This window comes from Cryobacterium sp. TMT2-10, assembly GCF_004403075.1.
Taxonomy (GTDB): Bacteria; Actinomycetota; Actinomycetes; order Actinomycetales; family Microbacteriaceae; genus Cryobacterium; species Cryobacterium shii.
Map to the genome: position 1 here is coordinate 48,990 of NZ_SOGW01000106.1, position 16,778 is coordinate 65,767.

Annotated in this window: 18 protein-coding genes; 16 read left to right on the forward strand and 2 right to left on the reverse strand. The window is 69.1% G+C overall.

The window, feature by feature from the left end; translation table 11 throughout:
- Positions 1-26: 26 nt before the first annotated feature.
- Genes idi through E3T37_RS13090 form a run of 8 tightly spaced genes read left to right on the forward strand, consistent with a single transcriptional unit; the run spans position 27 to position 6,091 of the window.
- Positions 27-536 carry an isopentenyl-diphosphate Delta-isomerase gene (idi, locus tag E3T37_RS13055; RefSeq protein WP_241978655.1) on the forward strand — a complete coding sequence of 170 codons (510 nt, stop codon included), beginning with the start codon at positions 27-29 and terminating at the stop codon, positions 534-536.
- Positions 529-1,572 (forward strand): polyprenyl synthetase family protein, encoded by a 1,044-nt coding sequence (locus E3T37_RS13060; protein ID WP_134367460.1) that lies wholly within the window; start codon positions 529-531, stop codon positions 1,570-1,572. Before idi ends, E3T37_RS13060 begins: the two co-directional genes overlap by 8 nt.
- Positions 1,569-2,462 (forward strand): squalene/phytoene synthase family protein, encoded by an 894-nt coding sequence (locus E3T37_RS13065; protein ID WP_134367462.1) that lies wholly within the window; start codon positions 1,569-1,571, stop codon positions 2,460-2,462. Before E3T37_RS13060 ends, E3T37_RS13065 begins: the two co-directional genes overlap by 4 nt.
- Positions 2,459-4,090 (forward strand): phytoene desaturase family protein, encoded by a 1,632-nt coding sequence (gene crtI / locus E3T37_RS13070; protein ID WP_134367464.1) that lies wholly within the window; start codon positions 2,459-2,461, stop codon positions 4,088-4,090. Before E3T37_RS13065 ends, crtI begins: the two co-directional genes overlap by 4 nt.
- A gap of 2 nt (positions 4,091-4,092) precedes the next feature.
- Positions 4,093-4,452: a lycopene cyclase domain-containing protein gene (locus tag E3T37_RS13075; protein WP_134367466.1), complete on the forward strand. Its 360-nt coding sequence runs from the start codon at positions 4,093-4,095 to the stop codon at positions 4,450-4,452.
- A complete protein-coding gene (locus E3T37_RS13080) occupies positions 4,449-4,769 on the forward strand; it encodes a lycopene cyclase domain-containing protein (protein WP_134367468.1) in 321 nt (106 codons plus the stop codon). The genes E3T37_RS13075 and E3T37_RS13080 overlap by 4 nt, the downstream gene beginning before the upstream one ends.
- The gene (locus tag E3T37_RS13085) at positions 4,762-5,664 is read left to right on the forward strand and encodes a prenyltransferase (RefSeq protein WP_134367470.1); all 903 of its coding nucleotides are present in this window, start codon (positions 4,762-4,764) and stop codon (positions 5,662-5,664) included. The genes E3T37_RS13080 and E3T37_RS13085 overlap by 8 nt, the downstream gene beginning before the upstream one ends.
- Positions 5,665-5,686: 22 nt before the next feature.
- Complete coding sequence (locus E3T37_RS13090) at positions 5,687-6,091, forward strand: RNA-binding S4 domain-containing protein (protein ID WP_134367472.1); 405 nt, start codon at positions 5,687-5,689, stop codon at positions 6,089-6,091.
- Between the two features lie 19 nt (positions 6,092-6,110).
- Here the strand turns inward: E3T37_RS13090 and E3T37_RS13095 are convergent, their stop codons facing one another.
- Positions 6,111-7,583, reverse strand: coding sequence for an NAD(P)/FAD-dependent oxidoreductase (locus E3T37_RS13095; RefSeq protein WP_134367474.1), 1,473 nt, complete (start codon positions 7,581-7,583; stop codon positions 6,111-6,113).
- Entirely contained in the window at positions 7,576-9,012 is a 1,437-nt protein-coding gene (locus tag E3T37_RS13100; RefSeq protein ID WP_134367476.1) for a lipase maturation factor family protein, read from the reverse strand. Before E3T37_RS13100 ends, E3T37_RS13095 begins: the two co-directional genes overlap by 8 nt.
- Before the next feature lie 179 nt (positions 9,013-9,191).
- Here E3T37_RS13100 and E3T37_RS13105 point away from each other — a divergent pair, with 179 nt between their 5' ends.
- The 8 genes from E3T37_RS13105 to E3T37_RS13135 all read left to right on the forward strand — a co-directional run bounded on the left by E3T37_RS13105 (position 9,192) and on the right by E3T37_RS13135 (position 16,675).
- A complete protein-coding gene (locus E3T37_RS13105; protein ID WP_241985536.1) occupies positions 9,192-10,220 on the forward strand; it encodes a LacI family DNA-binding transcriptional regulator in 1,029 nt (342 codons plus the stop codon).
- 53 nt (positions 10,221-10,273) lie between these two features.
- Entirely contained in the window at positions 10,274-11,575 is a 1,302-nt protein-coding gene (locus tag E3T37_RS13110; RefSeq protein ID WP_370261701.1) for an extracellular solute-binding protein, read from the forward strand.
- A gap of 7 nt (positions 11,576-11,582) precedes the next feature.
- Positions 11,583-12,542 carry a carbohydrate ABC transporter permease gene (locus E3T37_RS13115; RefSeq protein WP_134367479.1) on the forward strand — a complete coding sequence of 320 codons (960 nt, stop codon included), beginning with the start codon at positions 11,583-11,585 and terminating at the stop codon, positions 12,540-12,542.
- Positions 12,539-13,372: a carbohydrate ABC transporter permease gene (locus tag E3T37_RS13120; RefSeq protein WP_134367481.1), complete on the forward strand. Its 834-nt coding sequence runs from the start codon at positions 12,539-12,541 to the stop codon at positions 13,370-13,372. Before E3T37_RS13115 ends, E3T37_RS13120 begins: the two co-directional genes overlap by 4 nt.
- Positions 13,373-13,374: 2 nt before the next feature.
- The gene (locus E3T37_RS13125) at positions 13,375-14,445 is read left to right on the forward strand and encodes a glycosidase (protein ID WP_134367483.1); all 1,071 of its coding nucleotides are present in this window, start codon (positions 13,375-13,377) and stop codon (positions 14,443-14,445) included.
- A gap of 354 nt (positions 14,446-14,799) precedes the next feature.
- Positions 14,800-14,967, forward strand: coding sequence for a hypothetical protein (locus tag E3T37_RS16915; protein ID WP_166789131.1), 168 nt, complete (start codon positions 14,800-14,802; stop codon positions 14,965-14,967).
- The gene (locus E3T37_RS13130; RefSeq protein ID WP_134367485.1) at positions 14,964-15,716 is read left to right on the forward strand and encodes a cytochrome b N-terminal domain-containing protein; all 753 of its coding nucleotides are present in this window, start codon (positions 14,964-14,966) and stop codon (positions 15,714-15,716) included. Before E3T37_RS16915 ends, E3T37_RS13130 begins: the two co-directional genes overlap by 4 nt.
- Positions 15,713-16,675, forward strand: a complete 963-nt coding sequence (locus E3T37_RS13135; RefSeq protein ID WP_241994576.1) for a hypothetical protein — start codon at positions 15,713-15,715, stop codon at positions 16,673-16,675. Before E3T37_RS13130 ends, E3T37_RS13135 begins: the two co-directional genes overlap by 4 nt.
- Positions 16,676-16,778: the final 103 nt, after the last annotated feature.

Sequence of the window (16,778 nt, forward strand, 5' to 3'; positions counted from 1 at the left end):
CAGGGGTCGAAGTGCTAGAGGAACTCGTGGTTCTGCTGGATGAAGCGGGGCATGAAATCGGCACTGCCCCCAAGCTCATCGTGCACGACACGAACACGGCGTTGCACCTCGCGTTCTCCTGCCACGTGCTCAATCCGGCCGGCGACGTGCTCGTCACCCGGAGAGCCCTGGCCAAGAAGACCTGGCCGGGCGTCTGGACCAACTCCTTCTGCGGCCACCCTCTGCCCGACGAGCCGATGACGGAGGCCATCACGCGCCGTGCCCGCTTCGAACTCGGCCTCGAGGTCACGGACCTGGCCGTCACGCTGCCGGACTTCCGCTACCGGGCCGTCGACAGCAGCGGCATCGTCGAGAACGAGATCTGCCCGGTCTACCTGGCCCGCGCGGACGCCGACCCGGTTCCCAACCCCGACGAGGTGATGGAGTTCGCCTGGGTCGACCCTGCCACCCTCCAGCGTGCCGTGCGCGACGCCCCCTGGGCCTTCAGCCCCTGGCTCGGCCTGCAGCTGGCCGAACTGACGAGCTTCGATGCATGAAATCCAGACCGTCGGGGTGGAAACGGAACTGGGACGCTTCTTCGCGGCGGCACGCCTGCGGGCCAGTGACTACGGGGACCACTATGTCGCCCTCTGGGACTGCCTCGAGCGGGCCAGCACGGGCGGAAAACGGGTGCGCCCCGCCCTCGTGCTGGCCGCGTTCTCGGGCCTCGGAGGCACCGACCTCACCCTGGCAACCCCCGTCGCCGTGAGCTTCGAGCTGCTGCACACCGCATTCGTCATCCACGACGACGTGATCGACCGGGACCTGGCCCGACGCGGCGTGGCCAACATCGCCGGCACGTTCGCCGAGCGGGCGCACGCCCACGGAGCCGAAGACCAGGCGGATGCCTGGGCGGCGACCGCCGCCATCCTGGCCGGCGACCTGGCCCTCAGCGAAGCGCACCGCGCCCTCGCCCTGCTTCCGGTGGAGCTCGAACTGCGCGGGCGACTGCTCGACCTTCTCGACCGGGCCGTGTTCGTGTCCGCTGCCGGGGAGCTGGCGGACGTGACCAACACCGCCTCGAAGCATCCCCTGTCGGTGGACCGGGTGGTGTCGACGCTGGAGCAGAAGACGGCCGTGTACTCCTTCGAAGCACCCCTGCAGGCCGGCGCGGTCCTCGCCGGCGCCTCGGCCGAAGCGATCGACGCCCTCGGTGCGTTTGGCCGGCTGATCGGGGTGGCCTTCCAGCTCACCGACGACATCCTCGGCGTGTTCGGGGACCCGGCGGTGACCGGCAAGAGCGTGCTCACCGATCTGCGTGAAGGCAAGCAGACGGCCCTGATCGCCCATGCGGGCACCACACCGGCCTGGACCGGCATCGCCCCCTTCATCGGAAAGGCAGACCTCACCGAGGCGGAGGCCGAGGCCGTTCGTGCCAGCATCCGGGACTGCGGCGCCCTGCAGTCGGCGACCGAGCTCGCCGCGGACCACGCCGACCGCGCCGCCCGGGCGCTGGACACCCCCGCCATCCCGGCGGCGCTCCGGGCGCTGCTCACCACCCTGGCCGGCACCGCAGTGAATCGCAGCCGATGATCCGGGACACCCCCGCCGAGCACACCGGCATCGCCAAGTACAACGCCGCCGCCCGGGCCAGTTCGGCCACGGTTATCGGCCATTACTCCACCTCGTTCGGCCTCGCGGCCCGGCTCCTGGAGCCGCGCGTGCGCAGCCAGGTGCGCACCATCTACGCCCTCGTTAGGATCGCCGACGAAATCGTGGACGGCGCCGCTAGTCAGGCCGGGGTCAGCGTGGGCGGCCAGCGGGAGCTGCTGGACGGGCTCGAACGGGAGACCGGCCGGGCCATCGAGACGGGCTTCAGCACCAATCTGGTCGTGCACGCCTTCGCCGCGACCGCCCGGGAGGCCGGGATCGGGACGAGCCTGACCGCGCCCTTCTTCGCCTCGATGCGCCGCGACCTCGACCCGTCGCCGTTCGATGCCGCCGGCGTGGCGGAGTACATCTACGGTTCGGCCGAGGTGATCGGGCTGATGTGCCTGCGCTGTTTCGTTCAGGACACCCCGCGCACGGCCGCCGAGCTCGAGGTGCTCGAGACCGGCGCCCGCAGCCTCGGCGCCGCGTTCCAGAAGGTCAATTTCCTGCGCGACCTGGCCGCCGATCGGGACGCCCTCGGACGCAACTACTTCCCCGGCGTGAACCTGCTCACCCTGACCGAGACACAGAAGAACGAGCTCCTCGACGATATGGACGCCGACCTCGACGCAGCCGCACGCGTGCTGCCCATGCTTCCGGTGGGGAGCCGCCGCGCGGTCGCCGCCGCACACCGCCTCTTCGCCCGCCTGTCGGCGAAGCTGCGCGTCACCCCCGCGCGAGCACTGATGAGCGCCCGGGTACGGGTGCCGGATCCGGAGAAAATCATGATTGCACTCGCCGCATCGTTCGGCCCGGGAGCGTGGAAGCGATGAGCAGCACGGCTGGACACGCCGCTGGGCACACCGTCGTCATCGGCGGCGGCATCGCCGGGCTGGCCAGCGCCGCCCTGCTGGCCAGGGACGGCCACCGGGTCACCCTGCTCGAGGCGCACGCGACCCTCGGCGGCCGGGCCGGCTCCTGGGAGGTGGACGGGTTCCGATTCGAAACCGGTCCGTCGTGGTACCTGATGCCGGAGGTGTTCGACCACTTCTACCGTCTGTTCGGCACGTCCTCCGCCGAACAGCTCGACCTGACCCGGCTGGACCCCGGCTACCGCGTGTTCTTCGAGAACACCCGCGAGCCGGTGGACATCGCGGCCGAGCGGGCCGACAACATCGCCCTGTTCGAAAGCCTGGAACCCGGCGCGGGTGCCGCCCTCGACCGCTACCTCGTTTCCGCCAAAGAGACGTACGACATGGCCGTCAAGCGCTTCCTGTACACGAGCTTCGCGAGCTTCCGGCCGCTGCTGGTTCCGGATGTCCTCCGCCGGCTCGGTCGGCTGGCGCGCCTGCTCCTGCAGCCGCTGGACCGGTTCGCCGCCGGCTATGTGAAGGACAACCGGCTGCGCCAGATCCTCGGCTACCCGGCCGTGTTCCTCGGCTCCTCCCCGGACCAGACCCCCTCGATGTACCACCTGATGAGTCACCTCGACATGGCCGACGGCGTGCTCTATCCCCAGGGCGGGTTCACACGGCTGATCGACAGCATCGCCGACATCGCCCGCGCCCAGGGCGTGACCGTGATCACCGGGGCGAGAGTCACGGCCATCCGCACCACCCCGGGCGCCGGGACCGCCGTCGCCGGCGTCAGCTACCGCACGGAGGACGGCACCCTGGTCACCCTCGACGCCGACACCGTCGTCTCGGCCGCCGACCTGCACCACACCGAAACCGAGCTGCTCCCGGCCGCCTCCCGGACCTACCCGGAGAGCTGGTGGCGCAAAAAGGTCTCCGGACCCGGCGCCGTGCTGGTGATGCTCGGGATCAGGGGCGACCTTCCCGAGCTGAAGCACCACACCCTCTTCTTCACCGAGGACTGGGCCGAGAACTTCGGCCGCATTTTCGGCAAGACGACCAGCGTGCCCTCGCCGGCCTCCTTCTACGCGTGCATGCCCAGCGCCACCGACCCGGGCGTCGCCCCCGAGGGGCACACGAACATGTTCCTGCTGGTGCCGATCCCCGCCGACCCGGGCCTCGGCCACGGCGGGATCAACGGCGCCGGTTCGCCGACGATCGAGAAGATCGCGGACGACACCATCCGTCAGCTCAGCGAGTGGGCCGGCATCCCCGACCTGTTCGATCGGATCGTGGTGCGCCGCACCGTGGGCCCAAGCGACTTCGCCGACGACCTGAATTCCTGGCGCGGCGGGGCCCTTGGCCCGGCGCACACCCTGCGTCAGAGCGCGTTCCTGCGCGGCTCCAACGCCTCCGCGAAGGTCGAGGGCCTGTTCTACGCCGGCGGCACCACCATTCCGGGTATCGGGCTTCCGATGTGCCTGATCAGCGCTGAGATCCTGCTCAAACGCATCAACGCGGACACGTCCACCGGACCGCTGCCGGAGCCGCTGCCCGACAAACCGCTGCCGAACTCCGTGCGGCACGCCCGGCCGGAAGCCCGGTAGCGGTGCAGGTCGCCTACCTGCTGACCCTGCTGGCGAGCCTGGGCGCGATGGTGCTGCTCGACGCGCGCTTCCGGCTGTCCTTCTGGCAGAACCCGGTGCGGGCATCCGTGGTGCTCGGCGCGGGGGTGGCGTATTTCCTGCTCTGGGACCTTTTCGGGATCGGTCTGGGCATCTTCTATCGCGGCGAGACCGACCTGATGACGGGCCTGCAGCTGGCCCCGGAGCTGCCGGTGGAGGAACTCGTCTTCCTCACCTTCCTCTGCTACCTCACCCTGAACGCGGTGCAGGGCGCGCGCCTCCTCCTGGGTCGGCGGGGCGCCCGGCCGGCCCGCCCCGGCGTCGACGACGGGACACACGGATGACGTACCTGCTCCTGAACAGTGTCTTCCTCGTGCTCGCGGCGGCCGTGTACCTCGTGGCCGTTCGCCGCGGCGCGCTCTCCCGGCGCGGGATCGCCGCCACCCTGATAGCTCTGGCCGTCGTGATCGTGCTGACGGCCATTTTCGACAACATCATGATCGCGATCGGGCTGGTCGACTACGATCCGAACCGGATCTCCGGGCTGCGCATCGGTGTGGCCCCGATCGAAGACTTCGCCTATCCTGTGGGGGCAGCGCTCCTGCTGCCCGCGGTCTGGGCGCTGCTGGAAAGAAAACGAATGACTGAGACCGATGACTGAGACCCCCACCCCCACGCTGTGGAAGACCCGCCAGGTGTTGCTCTCGTCGCGGCCGCTGAGTTGGGTCAACACGGCCTACCCGTTCGCGGCCGCCTACATCGTGACCACGGGCCGGGTCGACGCCCTGCTCATCGTGGGAACGCTGTTCTTCCTGATTCCCTACAACCTGCTGATGTACGGCATCAACGACGTCTTCGACTACGAGTCCGACCTCCGCAACCCGCGCAAGGGCGGCGTCGAGGGCGCCATGCTCGACCCGGGCCTGCACCGGCTGGTGCTGGTCGCCGGGGTGGTGACCGCGGTTCCCGTGCTCGCGGCGATGCTCCTGCTGGCCGGCACGGGGCATCCGTTGTCCTGGCTCGTGCTCGCGATCAGCCTCTTCGCCGTCGCCGCCTATTCGGTGCCCGGCCTCCGGTTCAAGGAACGCCCGTTCATCGACTCGGCGACGTCGAGCACGCACTTCGTCAGCCCCGCGGTCTACGGCCTGGTCGTGGCCGGCGCCGTCTTCACGCCCGGGCTGGTGGCCCTGCTCCTCGCGTTCTTCCTCTGGGGCATGGCGAGCCACGCGTTCGGCGCGGTGCAGGACATCGTGCCGGACCGGGAAGGCGGGATCGCCTCGATCGCGACCGCACTCGGCGCGGCGCGCACCGTTCGCCTGGCGATCGCGTTCTGGGCCCTCGCCGGGCTGCTGATGCTCTTCACCGGCTGGCCCGGACTGCTCGGCGCGGTGCTCGCGCTGCCGTACATCGGTGCGGCCTGGCCGTTCCGCTCGGTCACGGACGAGCGCGCGGAGACCGCGAACGCGGGCTGGAAGCGGTTCCTCTGGCTCAACTTCCTGACCGGTTTCCTGGTCACGATGCTGCTCATCGCCTGGGTGATGCTCGGACCGTTCTAGCCGCCTGGCCTAGAGTCGAGGCATGGAACCTCTGGGCTCAGCCCGCGTCGACAGCTGGACCTGGGGCGTGCGGATGTTCAAGACCCGCTCCCAGGCCACCGCGGCCTGCCGGGCCGGTCACGTCAAGGTCAACGGCGAACGGGCCAAGTCGGCCCAGCCCGTGCGCGTGGGCGACGAGGTGCGGGTGCGCAGCAGCGGCTTCGACCGGGTGCTGGTGGTGGCGAAGATCGTCACCAAGCGCGTCGGCGCGCCGGTCGCGGCGGAGTGCTTCGTCGACATGACCCCGCCGCCCCCGCCCCGGGAGGAGGTGGCGCTGCTCCCGATGCGCGATCGCGGCGCCGGGCGCCCGACCAAGCGGGAACGCCGGGAGATCGACCGCCTCCGCGCACCCGAACAGCCGGCCCGGTACGAGACGGATGAGGACTGACCCCGAGCCGTGGCGCTGCTCAGGCGCGGGCGCTGTCGGGTGCCGTGCTGTCGGGCGCGAGCGACGGGAACGCGGCGAGGCCGAACTCGTGCCGCAGGACCAGGGTGGCCGCGTACCATCCGTTCATGCCGTGCACGGCGGGACCGGGCGGGGTCGACGCCGAGCAGAGGTAGAGGCCGGGGACCGGCGTCCGCCAGGGCCGGGATGACACCACCGGGCGTTTGACGAGCTGGCGGAGCGACACCACGCCGCCGAGGATGTCGCCGCCGACGAGGTTCGGGTCCTGCGCGGCCATCCCCCGGGCGGACCGGGCGGTGCTGGCCAGGATCGTGTCCCGGAATCCGGGCGCGAAGCGCTCGATCTGCAACACGATCGCCTCGGTCAGGTCCTCGTCCGAGCCGGGCGGCACGTGGGCGTAGGCCCACAGCACGTGGCAGCCCGCCGGCGCCCGCGTGGGATCGAGCACGCTGGGCTGGGTGACCAGCACGAACGGATGCTCCGCCGACCGCCCCCGGGCCACCTCGCGTTCGGCGCCGACCACCTCGGCCCGGGTGCCGCCGACGTGCACCGTGGGCGACCGGGCCACATCCGGATTCGTCCACGGGACCGGGCCGGAGAGGGCGAAGTCGACCTTCGCCACCCCGGCGCCGTAGCGGAAGCGCGCCAGTGCCCGGCGGTACCGATCGGGCAGGCGGGGGCCGGCGAACCGGGCGAGGAAGCCCGGCGACGTGTCGAGCAGGGTGACCCGGGCGGGCTCCAGGTCGGACGGGGAACGCACCTCGGTGTCCAGCCGCAGGCTGCCGCCGTGCGCGAGCAGATCGGCGACGAGCGCGTCGGCGATGGCCTGGGAACCGCCGACCGGGTACCCCCAGCCGCGGCCGTGGGCGTGCGCGGCGAGCAGCAGCCCCGCGCCCGCCGAGGCCGGGGACGGCTGCCGGCCGGGGGTGTGGGCGGCCACGCCGGCGAAGAGCGCCGCCGCCGCCTCTGTCCGGAACACGAGGCGCCGGGCCGCCGTGCCGAGCAGGAGCACCCGTGCGCCGAAGGCGGCCGCGGCCACGGGGTCGTCGGGCCAGCGGAGCAGCTGATTGCCGGTGAAGCCCACCACGCCGTCGAGGCGGTTCAGCAGGGGCTGGAACACCCGCGCCCAAGCACGCGAGTCCCGGCCAAGGGCGTCGGCCGTGCGGTCGAGGTTCAGCCAGGCGACCGCGGCCTGCCCGCCGTCCAGCGGATGCGCGTAGGAGATCTCGGGGACGATGAACGGCACCCGCCCGGTCAAGCCGAATTCCCGGAAGAACGGGGAGGCCAGGGCGGCGGGGTGCACGGCGGAGCCGACGTCGTGCCGGAATCCCGGCAGGGTCAGCTCCTGCGTGCGCAGGGCCCCGCCCGCCGCCCCGGACTGCTCGATCACCTGCACCGACAGGCCGGCCCGGGCCAGCACGACCGCGGCTGCGAGGCCGTTGGGTCCGGCACCGACCACGTTGACGTCAGGCACGGGTCCCTCCGGGAAGGGAGACGGGGGGCACGAGCATTCCGACCTCGGAGCGCACCCACCAGTCGCCGGTCGCGCGACGCTCGGCTGGGGTGGAGAACCGGTACAGGAAGACCCGGGCACGCACGTACCGGGGCGGGCCGGACGGGAAGGGGTTCGCGCGCAGCATCCGCAGTGTCGCCCGGTCCCCCTCGAGCAGCCGGGCCAGGAGCATCTCGAACCACCGGGTGTCGCGGGTTCCGAGCGCCAGGAACCACATCAGCCAGTCGAGCCGGAGGTGGTACGGCGCGAACTGGCGGGGCATCCGCGCCGGATCGCCCGGTTTGCCACGGAACTCGTAGGCCAGCCACCCGGACTCGTCGCCGGGGTCGGCGGCGTCGCTGCCCTCCACGACCACCTCGAAGCGCTCCTTCGTGACCGTGCCGAAAGCGCCGTAGGCGTTCACCAGGTGGTAGCGGTTGAAACTCGCGTTCATCAGCTGGCGGCGGGCGAACAGGTTGCGCAGCGGCCACCAGCTCAGCACCAGCAGGAACCCGGTCGCGGCGAGCACCACGACGACGAACCAGAGCGGCGTCTCCCCCGCCGGCGCCGGCGGGGCCAGGCCGAGCACGAACCGGATGCTGGTGTCGTCGATCGCGGAGAAGGCGAGCACGATGGTGATCCAGTTGAGCCAGGCGAAGTTGCCGGTGAGCACGAGCCAGCCCTGGGTCAGGATCACGATCAGGCCGGCAACGGATGCGAGGGGCTGGGGCGCGAACAGGAAGAACGGCACGACGAGCTGGGCGAAGTGGTTGCCCAGGACCTCGCCGCGGTGGAACCACTTCGGCAGGTGGTGCACGAACCAGCTGACCGGGTTCGGCATCGGCTGGGTCTCGTGGTGGTAGTACAAAGCGGTCAGGTCGCGCCACTCCTGGCCGCCGCGGATCTTGATCAGGCCGGCGCCGAACTCCAGGCGGAACAGGAGCCAGCGGCAGAACAGGATCACGACCAGCGGAGGAGCCACGTCGTTGGAGCCGAGGAACGCCACCACGAAGCCGGCCTCCAGCAGCAGGCTCTCCCAGCCGAACGAGTAGAACGTCTGGCCCACGTTGACGATCGACAGGTAGGCGGCGAAGAGCAGGAGGAAGCACGCCATCGGCAGCCAGGGCGGTGCGAGTTGGGGCAGGCCGGCCACCAGGGCCGCCGCCAGACCGGCCCCCGACCACGCAAGCACGCGCAGCATCCGGTCGGAGTAGCGCCAGTGGAACAGGCTCGGGGACTGGCGGAATCGCACCTGCCGGGTGAACCGGGCCACCGGGAGCAGACCTCGGTCGCCCAGCAGCACGGGGAACTGGTTGATTGCCGAGACGAAGCCGATCAGATAGCACGCCGCAACGCCGCGCTGCAGTACCTGCCGCGCGACCTCATAGTCTCCCGCATCGAACCATTCCATGGTGCCCTCACGATAGGCCGCGGGAGACGGGCCTTCAATGGGGCGGGGACCCGGGACACGGAAACCGCCGCCCGGGGTGCGGGGCGGATCCGGGCCGGACCTTGACGAGGCGGACTAAACCGGTATAGCCTTCCTCTAAACCGGTTCAGTTGGATCGGCTGTCAATGAGGAGGCCACCCGTGAACCGCGAGAAAGTCACGATCGCCGTCGTCGCCAAGCAGGCCGGCGTCAGCAAGGGGCTCGTGTCCTTCGCCCTGAACGACCGCCCCGGCGTCGCCGCCGAGACCCGCGCCCGCATCCTGCAGGTTGCCACCGAACTCGGCTGGAAGCCCTCCCTCCGCGCCCGGTCGCTCTCCACCCAGCGCTCCTTCGCCCTGGGCTTCGTCATCGCCCGGAACCCCGATGTGCTCGCCTCCGACCCGTTCTTCACCTCCTTCATCGCGGGCGTCGAGAGCATCCTCACCGACCAGGGCCGCACCCTCGTGCTCAGCGTCGTGCCCGACGAGGCGAGGGAAGTGAAGACCTACCGCTCACTCGTCGCCGACGGCCGGGTCGACGGCGTCTTCCTCAGCGACCTGCGACACAACGACCCCCGCATTCCGCTCCTGTCCGAACTGGGCCTCCCGGCCGTCACGCTCGGCCGCCCAGACGGCGACAGCCCGTTTCCCGCCGTATCCGTGGACGACAGCCCGGGGATCACCGCCTCGGTGGCGCACCTGGTCACCCTCGGCCACCGCCGCATCGCGCACGTCGCGGGCAACTCGGCCCTGCTGCACGGCAGCAGGCGCCGGGAGGCTTTCGCCGCGGCGCTCCGGGACGCGGGACTGCCCGAGGGCCAGACCGTCGAAACGGACTTCTCCATGGCGGACGGCTCGGACGCCACCCGCCGGCTCCTCACCCAGGACCGGCCGCCGACCGCGATCGTCTTCGCCAACGACCCGATGGCCATCGCGGGCCTCGGAGTCGCCCACGAGTTCGGCATCCGGGTTCCCGAGGACCTGTCGATCACGGGCTACGATGACATCGATTTCTCCCGCTACGTGTACCCGCCGCTGACGACCGTCAGTGCCGCGCCCATGGTCTGGGGCCGGGCCGCGGCGACCACGCTGCTCGCCCTGATGGAGAACGGAACGGCCGACGACGTCGACCTCCCCGCCGCCCGGCTCGTGATCCGCGGCTCCACCGCACCACCACTCAATCCCTGGTAGCCCACATAGACCTCCCGCAGCAAGGCTGCTGCGGAGCAGAAATGGAGAACGAAATGCACAACAATCGAATGGCGAGGCGTCTGCTTACCGTCACGGCGGCTTCGGCCACCGCGATCCTGGCGCTCAGCGCCTGCGCGTCCGGTGGGGCATCCGGGGATGCCGCCACGAGTCGTGGACCGATCACCATCTGGTACTCGAACAACGAGTCCGAAATCGCCTGGGGCAAACAGATGGTGGAGGCCTGGAACACCAAGAACCCGGATGAAAAGGTGAAGGCACAGGAGATTCCGGCCGGCAAGAGCAGCGAGGAAGTCATCGGAGCCGCCATCACGGCCGGCAACGCCCCGTGCCTGGTCTTCAACACGGCGCCCGTCGCCGTGCCGCAATTCGAGAAGCAGGGTGGTCTCGTCAACCTGTCCAGCTTCAAGGACGGTACCGCGTACATCGAGAAGCGCACCGGCGACGCTGCCGCGCAGTACAAGAGCGCCGACGGCAAGTTCTACCAGATGCCGTGGAAATCCAACCCCGTCATGATCTTCTACAACAAGGACATGTTCGCCAAAGCCGGCCTCGACCCGGAGAACCCGAAGCTCGCCACCTACGACGAGTTCCTCGCCACCTCGCGCACCCTGGTCGAGAGCGGCGCAGCACCCAACGCCATCTACCCGGCGCCCACCAGCCAGTTCTTCCAGAGCTGGTTCGACTTCTACCCGCTGTACGCCGCCGAGACGGGTGGCACGCAGCTGATCGAAGACGGCAAGTCCACCTTCAACACCCCCGACGGCGCCAAGGTGGCGGAGTTCTGGAAGACCCTGTACGCCGAGGGTCTCGCCGGCAAGGAGCAGTACCAGGGCGACTCCTTCGCCGATGGCCAGGCGGCCATGTCCATCGTCGGCCCGTGGGCCGTGTCGGTGTACAAGGATGCCGTCAACTGGGGCGCGGTTCCCGTTCCCACCAGTGAGGGCACACCCGCTCAGGAGACCTTCACGTTCAGCGATGCGAAGAACGTGGGCATGTTCACGGCCTGCAAGAACCAGGCGACCGCCTGGGACGTGCTGAAATTCGCGACCAGCGAGGAACAGGACGGCCAGCTGCTCGACCTGACCGGCCAGATGCCGCTGCGCCAGGACCTGACCACGGTGTTCCCCGAGTACTTCGCGGCCAACCCGGCCTACGAGCAGTTCGGTGACCAGGCGTCCCGCACGGTCGAGGTGCCCAACGTCCCCAACTCCGTGGCCGCATGGCAGGCATTCCGTGACATGTACACCAAGACGGTCATCAGCGGCGAGGGTGAGATCCCCGCAGCCCTGGACGGCGCGGCAGCCAAGATCGACAAACTGATCGCCCAGCCGTAACCCGACAATGTCCACTTCGACAGCACAACGGCCCGCCGCCGGGAGGTCACAAACACCTCCCGGCGGGGGCGCCCGTCGGCGCCGCCGGCGCCCCTTACTGGGAAAGAACCCCTTCGGGCTCCTGCTCAGCACGCCCTACCTCATTTTCGTCCTGGCGGTCTTCGCGTACCCACTCGTGTTCGCCTTCTGGATGTCCTTCCACGACTACTTCTTCGCCGCTCCAGGCGCCCAGGTCGACCGGCCCTTCGTCGGCCTCGACAATTTCCGGGAAGTGCTCAGCGACCCGGCCATCATCCGTTCGTTCGGCAACGTGGGGATCTTCCTGCTGATCAACGTCCCACTGACGGTCGTCCTCTCCCTCGTGCTCGCCAACGCCCTGAACAAGGCCGTGCGATTCCGCACGTTCCTGCGGGTGTCGTACTACGTGCCGTATGTGACCGCGAGCGTCGCGGTCGTGGGCGTCTGGATCTTCCTGTTCAGCGGCAACGGCCTGGTCAACCAGATTCTCGGGCCGCTCGCACCCGACCCGCCCTGGCTGATCAACGAGACCTGGGCGATGCCCACCATCGCGATCTTCGTGACCTGGAAGGGCCTCGGATTCTTCATCCTGCTCTACCTGGCCGCCCTGCAGAACGTGTCGGAGGAACTCTACGAGGCCGCAGCGACCGATGGTGCCGGCAAGATCCGCAGCTTCTTCTCGGTCACCGTGCCGGGCGTGCGTCCCGCCACCGTGCTCGTGCTGCTGCTCTCCACCGTCACGGGGGCGAATCTCTTCACGGAGCCGTACCTCCTCACCGGCGGCGGCGGCCCCAACGGGGCATCCTCCTCACCCGTACTGATGATGTACCAGCGCGGAATCGAACAGGGGTCGCCCGACACGGCGGCCGCGATCGGAGTCATCCTCGTGATCGGAGTCCTCATCCTCGCGTTCATCCAGCGCAAGCTCGCGGGAGGTGACGAATCATGACCCGCAAGCAGAACATCCTGCGCGGCGTGGTCCTGGCCGTGGGGGCACTCGTGTTCCTGTTCCCGTTCTACTACATGGTCATCGGCTCGCTGCAGGAGACGCCCGACCCGTCGGTCGCCGGCGCCTTCCCGAATCCGGCGAACCTCACCCTGGCCAACTACGGCGACATCAACAGCCGGATCAACCTGATGCAGGGGCTGCTCAACTCGGGCATCTTCACCGGCGGTGTGATCCTCTGCACCGTGGTGTTCGGGGTGCTCGTGGGCTACGCCCTCGCCCAGCTCCAGTGGCGCGGCCGCGGGGTCACCTTCGCGCTCGCCCTGCTGGTGCAGGTGGTCCCGTTCCAGCTCCTGATGATCCCGCTGTACGTGATGATCGCCAGGGACTACGGTCTCGCGGACAACTACGTGGGCATGATCCTGCCGTTCGCCATCAACTCCACGGCCGTGATCATCTTCAGACAGTACTTCCTGCAGATCCCGAAGGAACTCTTCGATGCCGCGCGGATCGACGGGGCCGGCGAGCTGCGCATTCTCCGCCGGATCGCGCTGCCTCTCGTTCGGCCCGCCCTGCTGACCGTCGTGCTCCTGACCTTCATCGGCCCGTGGAACGAATTCCTCTGGCCATTCCTGATCACCAAGGAGGCGTCCCTCCAGCCGCTCGCGGTTTCACTCGCCAACTACCTCAGCAACGTCGCGGCCACCGCGGCGAACCCGTTCGGGGCGGTCCTTGCCGGGGCCTGCGTCCTCGCCGGTCCTGCTGTGCTTCTGTTCATCCTCTTCCAACGGCACTTCGTGTCGAACAATATCGGCTCCGGCGTGAAAGGTTAGACATGCCCACCCCCACAGAATTCCCCTACCGACTGACCCGCATGGGCATCATCATGACGCCGGAAAAGGGCAACGCCCTCGAGGCCGAAGGAGTCCTGAACCCCGGGACCGGCCACACCGCGGATGGGACCCTGTACCTGCTCCCCCGCCTCGTCGCGACGGGCAACGTCTCCCGGGTCGGCCTGGCCCGGGTCATCATCACGGACGGCGTCCCCACGGGCGTCGAACGCGAGGGCATCGTCCTCGAGCCCGACCGGGGCTGGGAGCGCGGCGCGAACAACGCCGGCGTCGAAGACCCCCGGGTCACGTTCATCCCCCGCCTCGGTTTGCACGTCATGACCTACGTCGCCTACGGCCCCCTCGGCCCGCGCACGGCCGTCGCCGTGTCATCGGACCTGCGCGAATGGCGCCGGCTTGGCCCGGCTCTCTTCGCCTACGACGACGCGCTGGACATGGACCTGAACCTGTTCCACAACAAGGACACCGTGTTCTTCCCGGAGCCCGTCTCCGGCCCGAACGGCGTGGAAAGCTTCGCCGTACTGCACCGCCCGATGTGGGACCTCAGCGAGGTCAAGCCCGGCGAGGGCGTGCGGGTCCCGGCCGGCGTCACCGACACCAGGCAGAGCATCTGGATCAGCTACGTGCCCGTCGCCGACGTGCTCGCCGACCTGACGAGGCTCACCTTCTGGGGCGGCCACAAGTTCCTGGCCGGCCCGGAATTCCCGTTCGAAGCGCTCAAGATCGGCGGCGGACCGGCCCCCCTGCGCGTACCGGAGGGCTGGCTGCTGATGCACCACGGTGTCACCGGCACGATCGACGGAGCGTTCTCGCAGCAGCAGAAGGTCAACTACGCCGCCGGCGCGATGATCCTCGACGCCGACGACCCCACGATCATTCTGCAGCGCACCAGCGAGCCGCTTCTCAAGGCGGAGACGCCCGACGAGATCAGCGGCATCGTGCCGAACGTCGTCTTCCCGACCGCGATCGAGGAGATCGACGGGCAGCTGTTCGTGTTCTACGGCATGGCTGACTCGAAGATCGGCGTTGCACGCCTGGACCACGTCCCGGCGTAAAGATCTCGGCGGCACACCCGCCAGCGCCCGCGCTGCCTCGCGGAACGGCCTCAGGACGGCGACGATTCGTCGCCGTCCTGAGGCCGTTCGCGTCGCCGTCGCCGTCCGGGCCCTGAACCAATTCGACGGAGGTCTTGTCCTAAAAAGTGCGATTCCGGCTTATTCGGGACGATTTCGGCAGAATCTCCGTCGAATTCGTCAGGGGCAGCGGCGCCGGCCGAGCTGCCTGGGCGACCCTCGGCCGTCACCGTTTTGGACGGTCATCGCGCCGAGACGGAAAACGGGCCTATCGAGCATCGGACGCGCATTTCCGGAGTCCCGGAGAGCGCCGGCCGCGGAGGCAACGGAGTGCTCATGAATCATCTCGTCAGTGTCTTGTCCGGCCTGGACAGTCCGGGCATCTACCTCGGCTGGGGGGCCTTCCAAATCCAGCTCGGCAATCTGATCGTGATCCTCGTCATGATCCTCATGTTCATCCTGGCCCTGATCCTGCCCTTCCCGAGCGGGAAGAAACGCAGATGAGCCCCCGCGACGAGCCGACCCGCGCATCCGCCGAGCACAGGGGTGCGACCACGGGCGGGACCAGGGGTGAGAACACGGATCCGGACGAGGCCGAGTACCACACCTGGACCGGCAAGGCCCGCGGCTGGCTGCTGCGCCACCTGCCCGCCGACAAGCTGCTGCCGGAAGACCAGCCCAGCTACATCGCATCCTGGATCTACGTCTTCGGCATGGCCGCGCTCGTCTCCCTCGTCTACATCTTCGTCTCGGGGATCGTCCTGTCACTGAACGGACCGTCCTGGTACCACGTGTCGGACCTGGGCCGGTTTGTGAACAGCACCCACCTGTGGAACGTCGAGCTCTTCTTCATGACCATGGTCGTTCACCTCTGGGGCAAGTACTGGATGGCGGCCTGGCGTGGCGGGCGCGCGCTCACCTGGATCACGGGCGTGGTGTCATTCCTGATCTCGATCGTCGCCGCCTTCACGGGCTACCTGCTGCAGACCAACTTCGACTCGCAGTGGATCGCCTTCGAAGGCAAGGATGCGTTGAACGCCGCCGGTATCGGGGCCTGGTTCAACGTGGCCGACCTCGGTCAGATCTTGGGCTTCCACATCATGCTGCTGCCGCTTCTGGTCGGCGCGATCGTGGCTCTGCACGTGCTGCAGGTGCGCATGCACGGCGTCGTCCCGCCGATCGATGCGGCCGAGACGGATGCCCAGCTGACACCCGGTGCCACGACCGCGACCCCCGGGGAGGCCGGCCGATGAGCGCCGCGCCGGCACGCCCACCCCGTCGCGGCACGGACAGCGACGACCTCGCCCGCCGTCCGTGGCGTGGCGCGGTGCGCGAATACGACCTGTTCAAGGAACTGACCGTCGCCCTCGTCGTGGTGGGCCTGGTCACCCTCACCCTGTCGGCCGTGTTCGGGTCGCCGGACGAGAAGAGCATCACCATGAAATCCTGGGCGGCGGCGCCGGACGACTTCGTCACCACCGCGACCGCCGAGCTCGCCGGCACCAGCGAGACCGCCGGCTACGGACCACCGTACAATTCGACCCCCGACGCCACCCAGACCATCGGCCCACTTGACCTCCAGAGCCTGTCCGGCGTGCAGATCCCGATCGACACGGCCACAGATCTCGTGACCGGCCCGCTGTCGACGCTGAACGATCCCCCGGCCGGTTTGGCGATCTGGGACAGCGCGTCCGACACCCAACGCGGCGACTGGGCCACGGCCTACACGGATGCGCTGGCGAAAGCGCCCGACAACGACCCGGACAGGGTGGCCGGGGGCTCCTACGGCCCCGTGCCGGAGCTGACCGGCGCCCTGCTCACCATGGCGCAGCAGGGCGCGCTGGACGGGGTGCTGCAGGCGAAGGACGCGTTCTACAACTTCGACTACACCCGCGGCACGCTCTTCCTCGGGGACGGCACCTACTTCCCCGATCTGGCTGCCGCGGCGCATCTGACCGGGGATCAGTGGGGAATGATGAACGAGACCGGAAACACCCCCGGCCAGTCCTGGCTGTGGCTGTTCTCCTTCTGGTACCAGGTGGAACCCTTCGCCTCCGCCGAGAATGCGGACCTCCTCATCGTGCTCCTGATGCTGGTCCTCAGCCTGCTGCTCATGCTGGTGTCCTTCATCCCGGTACTCCGCGACATCCCGCGGTGGATACCGGTGCATCGCCTGGTCTGGCGGGATTACTACGCCAGGCGGAGCGGGTGAGGCGCCGCCGACCCGTCCCCCGAACGGATGCTTTCTTAATCCACCTAAGATAAGCTCAGGTTCATGGACGCGCAGCCGAGTCGTCCGTCGTCGTGCCACCTTG

What these genes read in the sequence shown, in the direction of transcription:
- E3T37_RS13085 (WP_134367470.1), top strand. Translation starts at nt 4,762, where the DNA reads ATGACTGAGACCCCCACCCCCACGCTGTGGAAGACCCGCCAGGTGTTG.
- E3T37_RS13100 (WP_134367476.1), bottom strand. Translation starts at nt 9,012, where the DNA reads ATGGAATGGTTCGATGCGGGAGACTATGAGGTCGCGCGGCAGGTACTG.
- E3T37_RS13110 (WP_370261701.1), top strand. Translation starts at nt 10,274, where the DNA reads ATGCACAACAATCGAATGGCGAGGCGTCTGCTTACCGTCACGGCGGCT.
- E3T37_RS16915 (WP_166789131.1), top strand. Translation starts at nt 14,800, where the DNA reads ATGAATCATCTCGTCAGTGTCTTGTCCGGCCTGGACAGTCCGGGCATC.
- E3T37_RS13090 (WP_134367472.1), top strand. Translation starts at nt 5,687, where the DNA reads ATGGAACCTCTGGGCTCAGCCCGCGTCGACAGCTGGACCTGGGGCGTG.
- E3T37_RS13115 (WP_134367479.1), top strand. Translation starts at nt 11,583, where the DNA reads ATGTCCACTTCGACAGCACAACGGCCCGCCGCCGGGAGGTCACAAACA.
- E3T37_RS13125 (WP_134367483.1), top strand. Translation starts at nt 13,375, where the DNA reads ATGCCCACCCCCACAGAATTCCCCTACCGACTGACCCGCATGGGCATC.
- E3T37_RS13060 (WP_134367460.1), top strand. Translation starts at nt 529, where the DNA reads ATGCATGAAATCCAGACCGTCGGGGTGGAAACGGAACTGGGACGCTTC.
- E3T37_RS13120 (WP_134367481.1), top strand. Translation starts at nt 12,539, where the DNA reads ATGACCCGCAAGCAGAACATCCTGCGCGGCGTGGTCCTGGCCGTGGGG.
- crtI (WP_134367464.1), top strand. Translation starts at nt 2,459, where the DNA reads ATGAGCAGCACGGCTGGACACGCCGCTGGGCACACCGTCGTCATCGGC.
- E3T37_RS13135 (WP_241994576.1), top strand. Translation starts at nt 15,713, where the DNA reads ATGAGCGCCGCGCCGGCACGCCCACCCCGTCGCGGCACGGACAGCGAC.
- E3T37_RS13130 (WP_134367485.1), top strand. Translation starts at nt 14,964, where the DNA reads ATGAGCCCCCGCGACGAGCCGACCCGCGCATCCGCCGAGCACAGGGGT.
- E3T37_RS13080 (WP_134367468.1), top strand. Translation starts at nt 4,449, where the DNA reads ATGACGTACCTGCTCCTGAACAGTGTCTTCCTCGTGCTCGCGGCGGCC.
- E3T37_RS13065 (WP_134367462.1), top strand. Translation starts at nt 1,569, where the DNA reads ATGATCCGGGACACCCCCGCCGAGCACACCGGCATCGCCAAGTACAAC.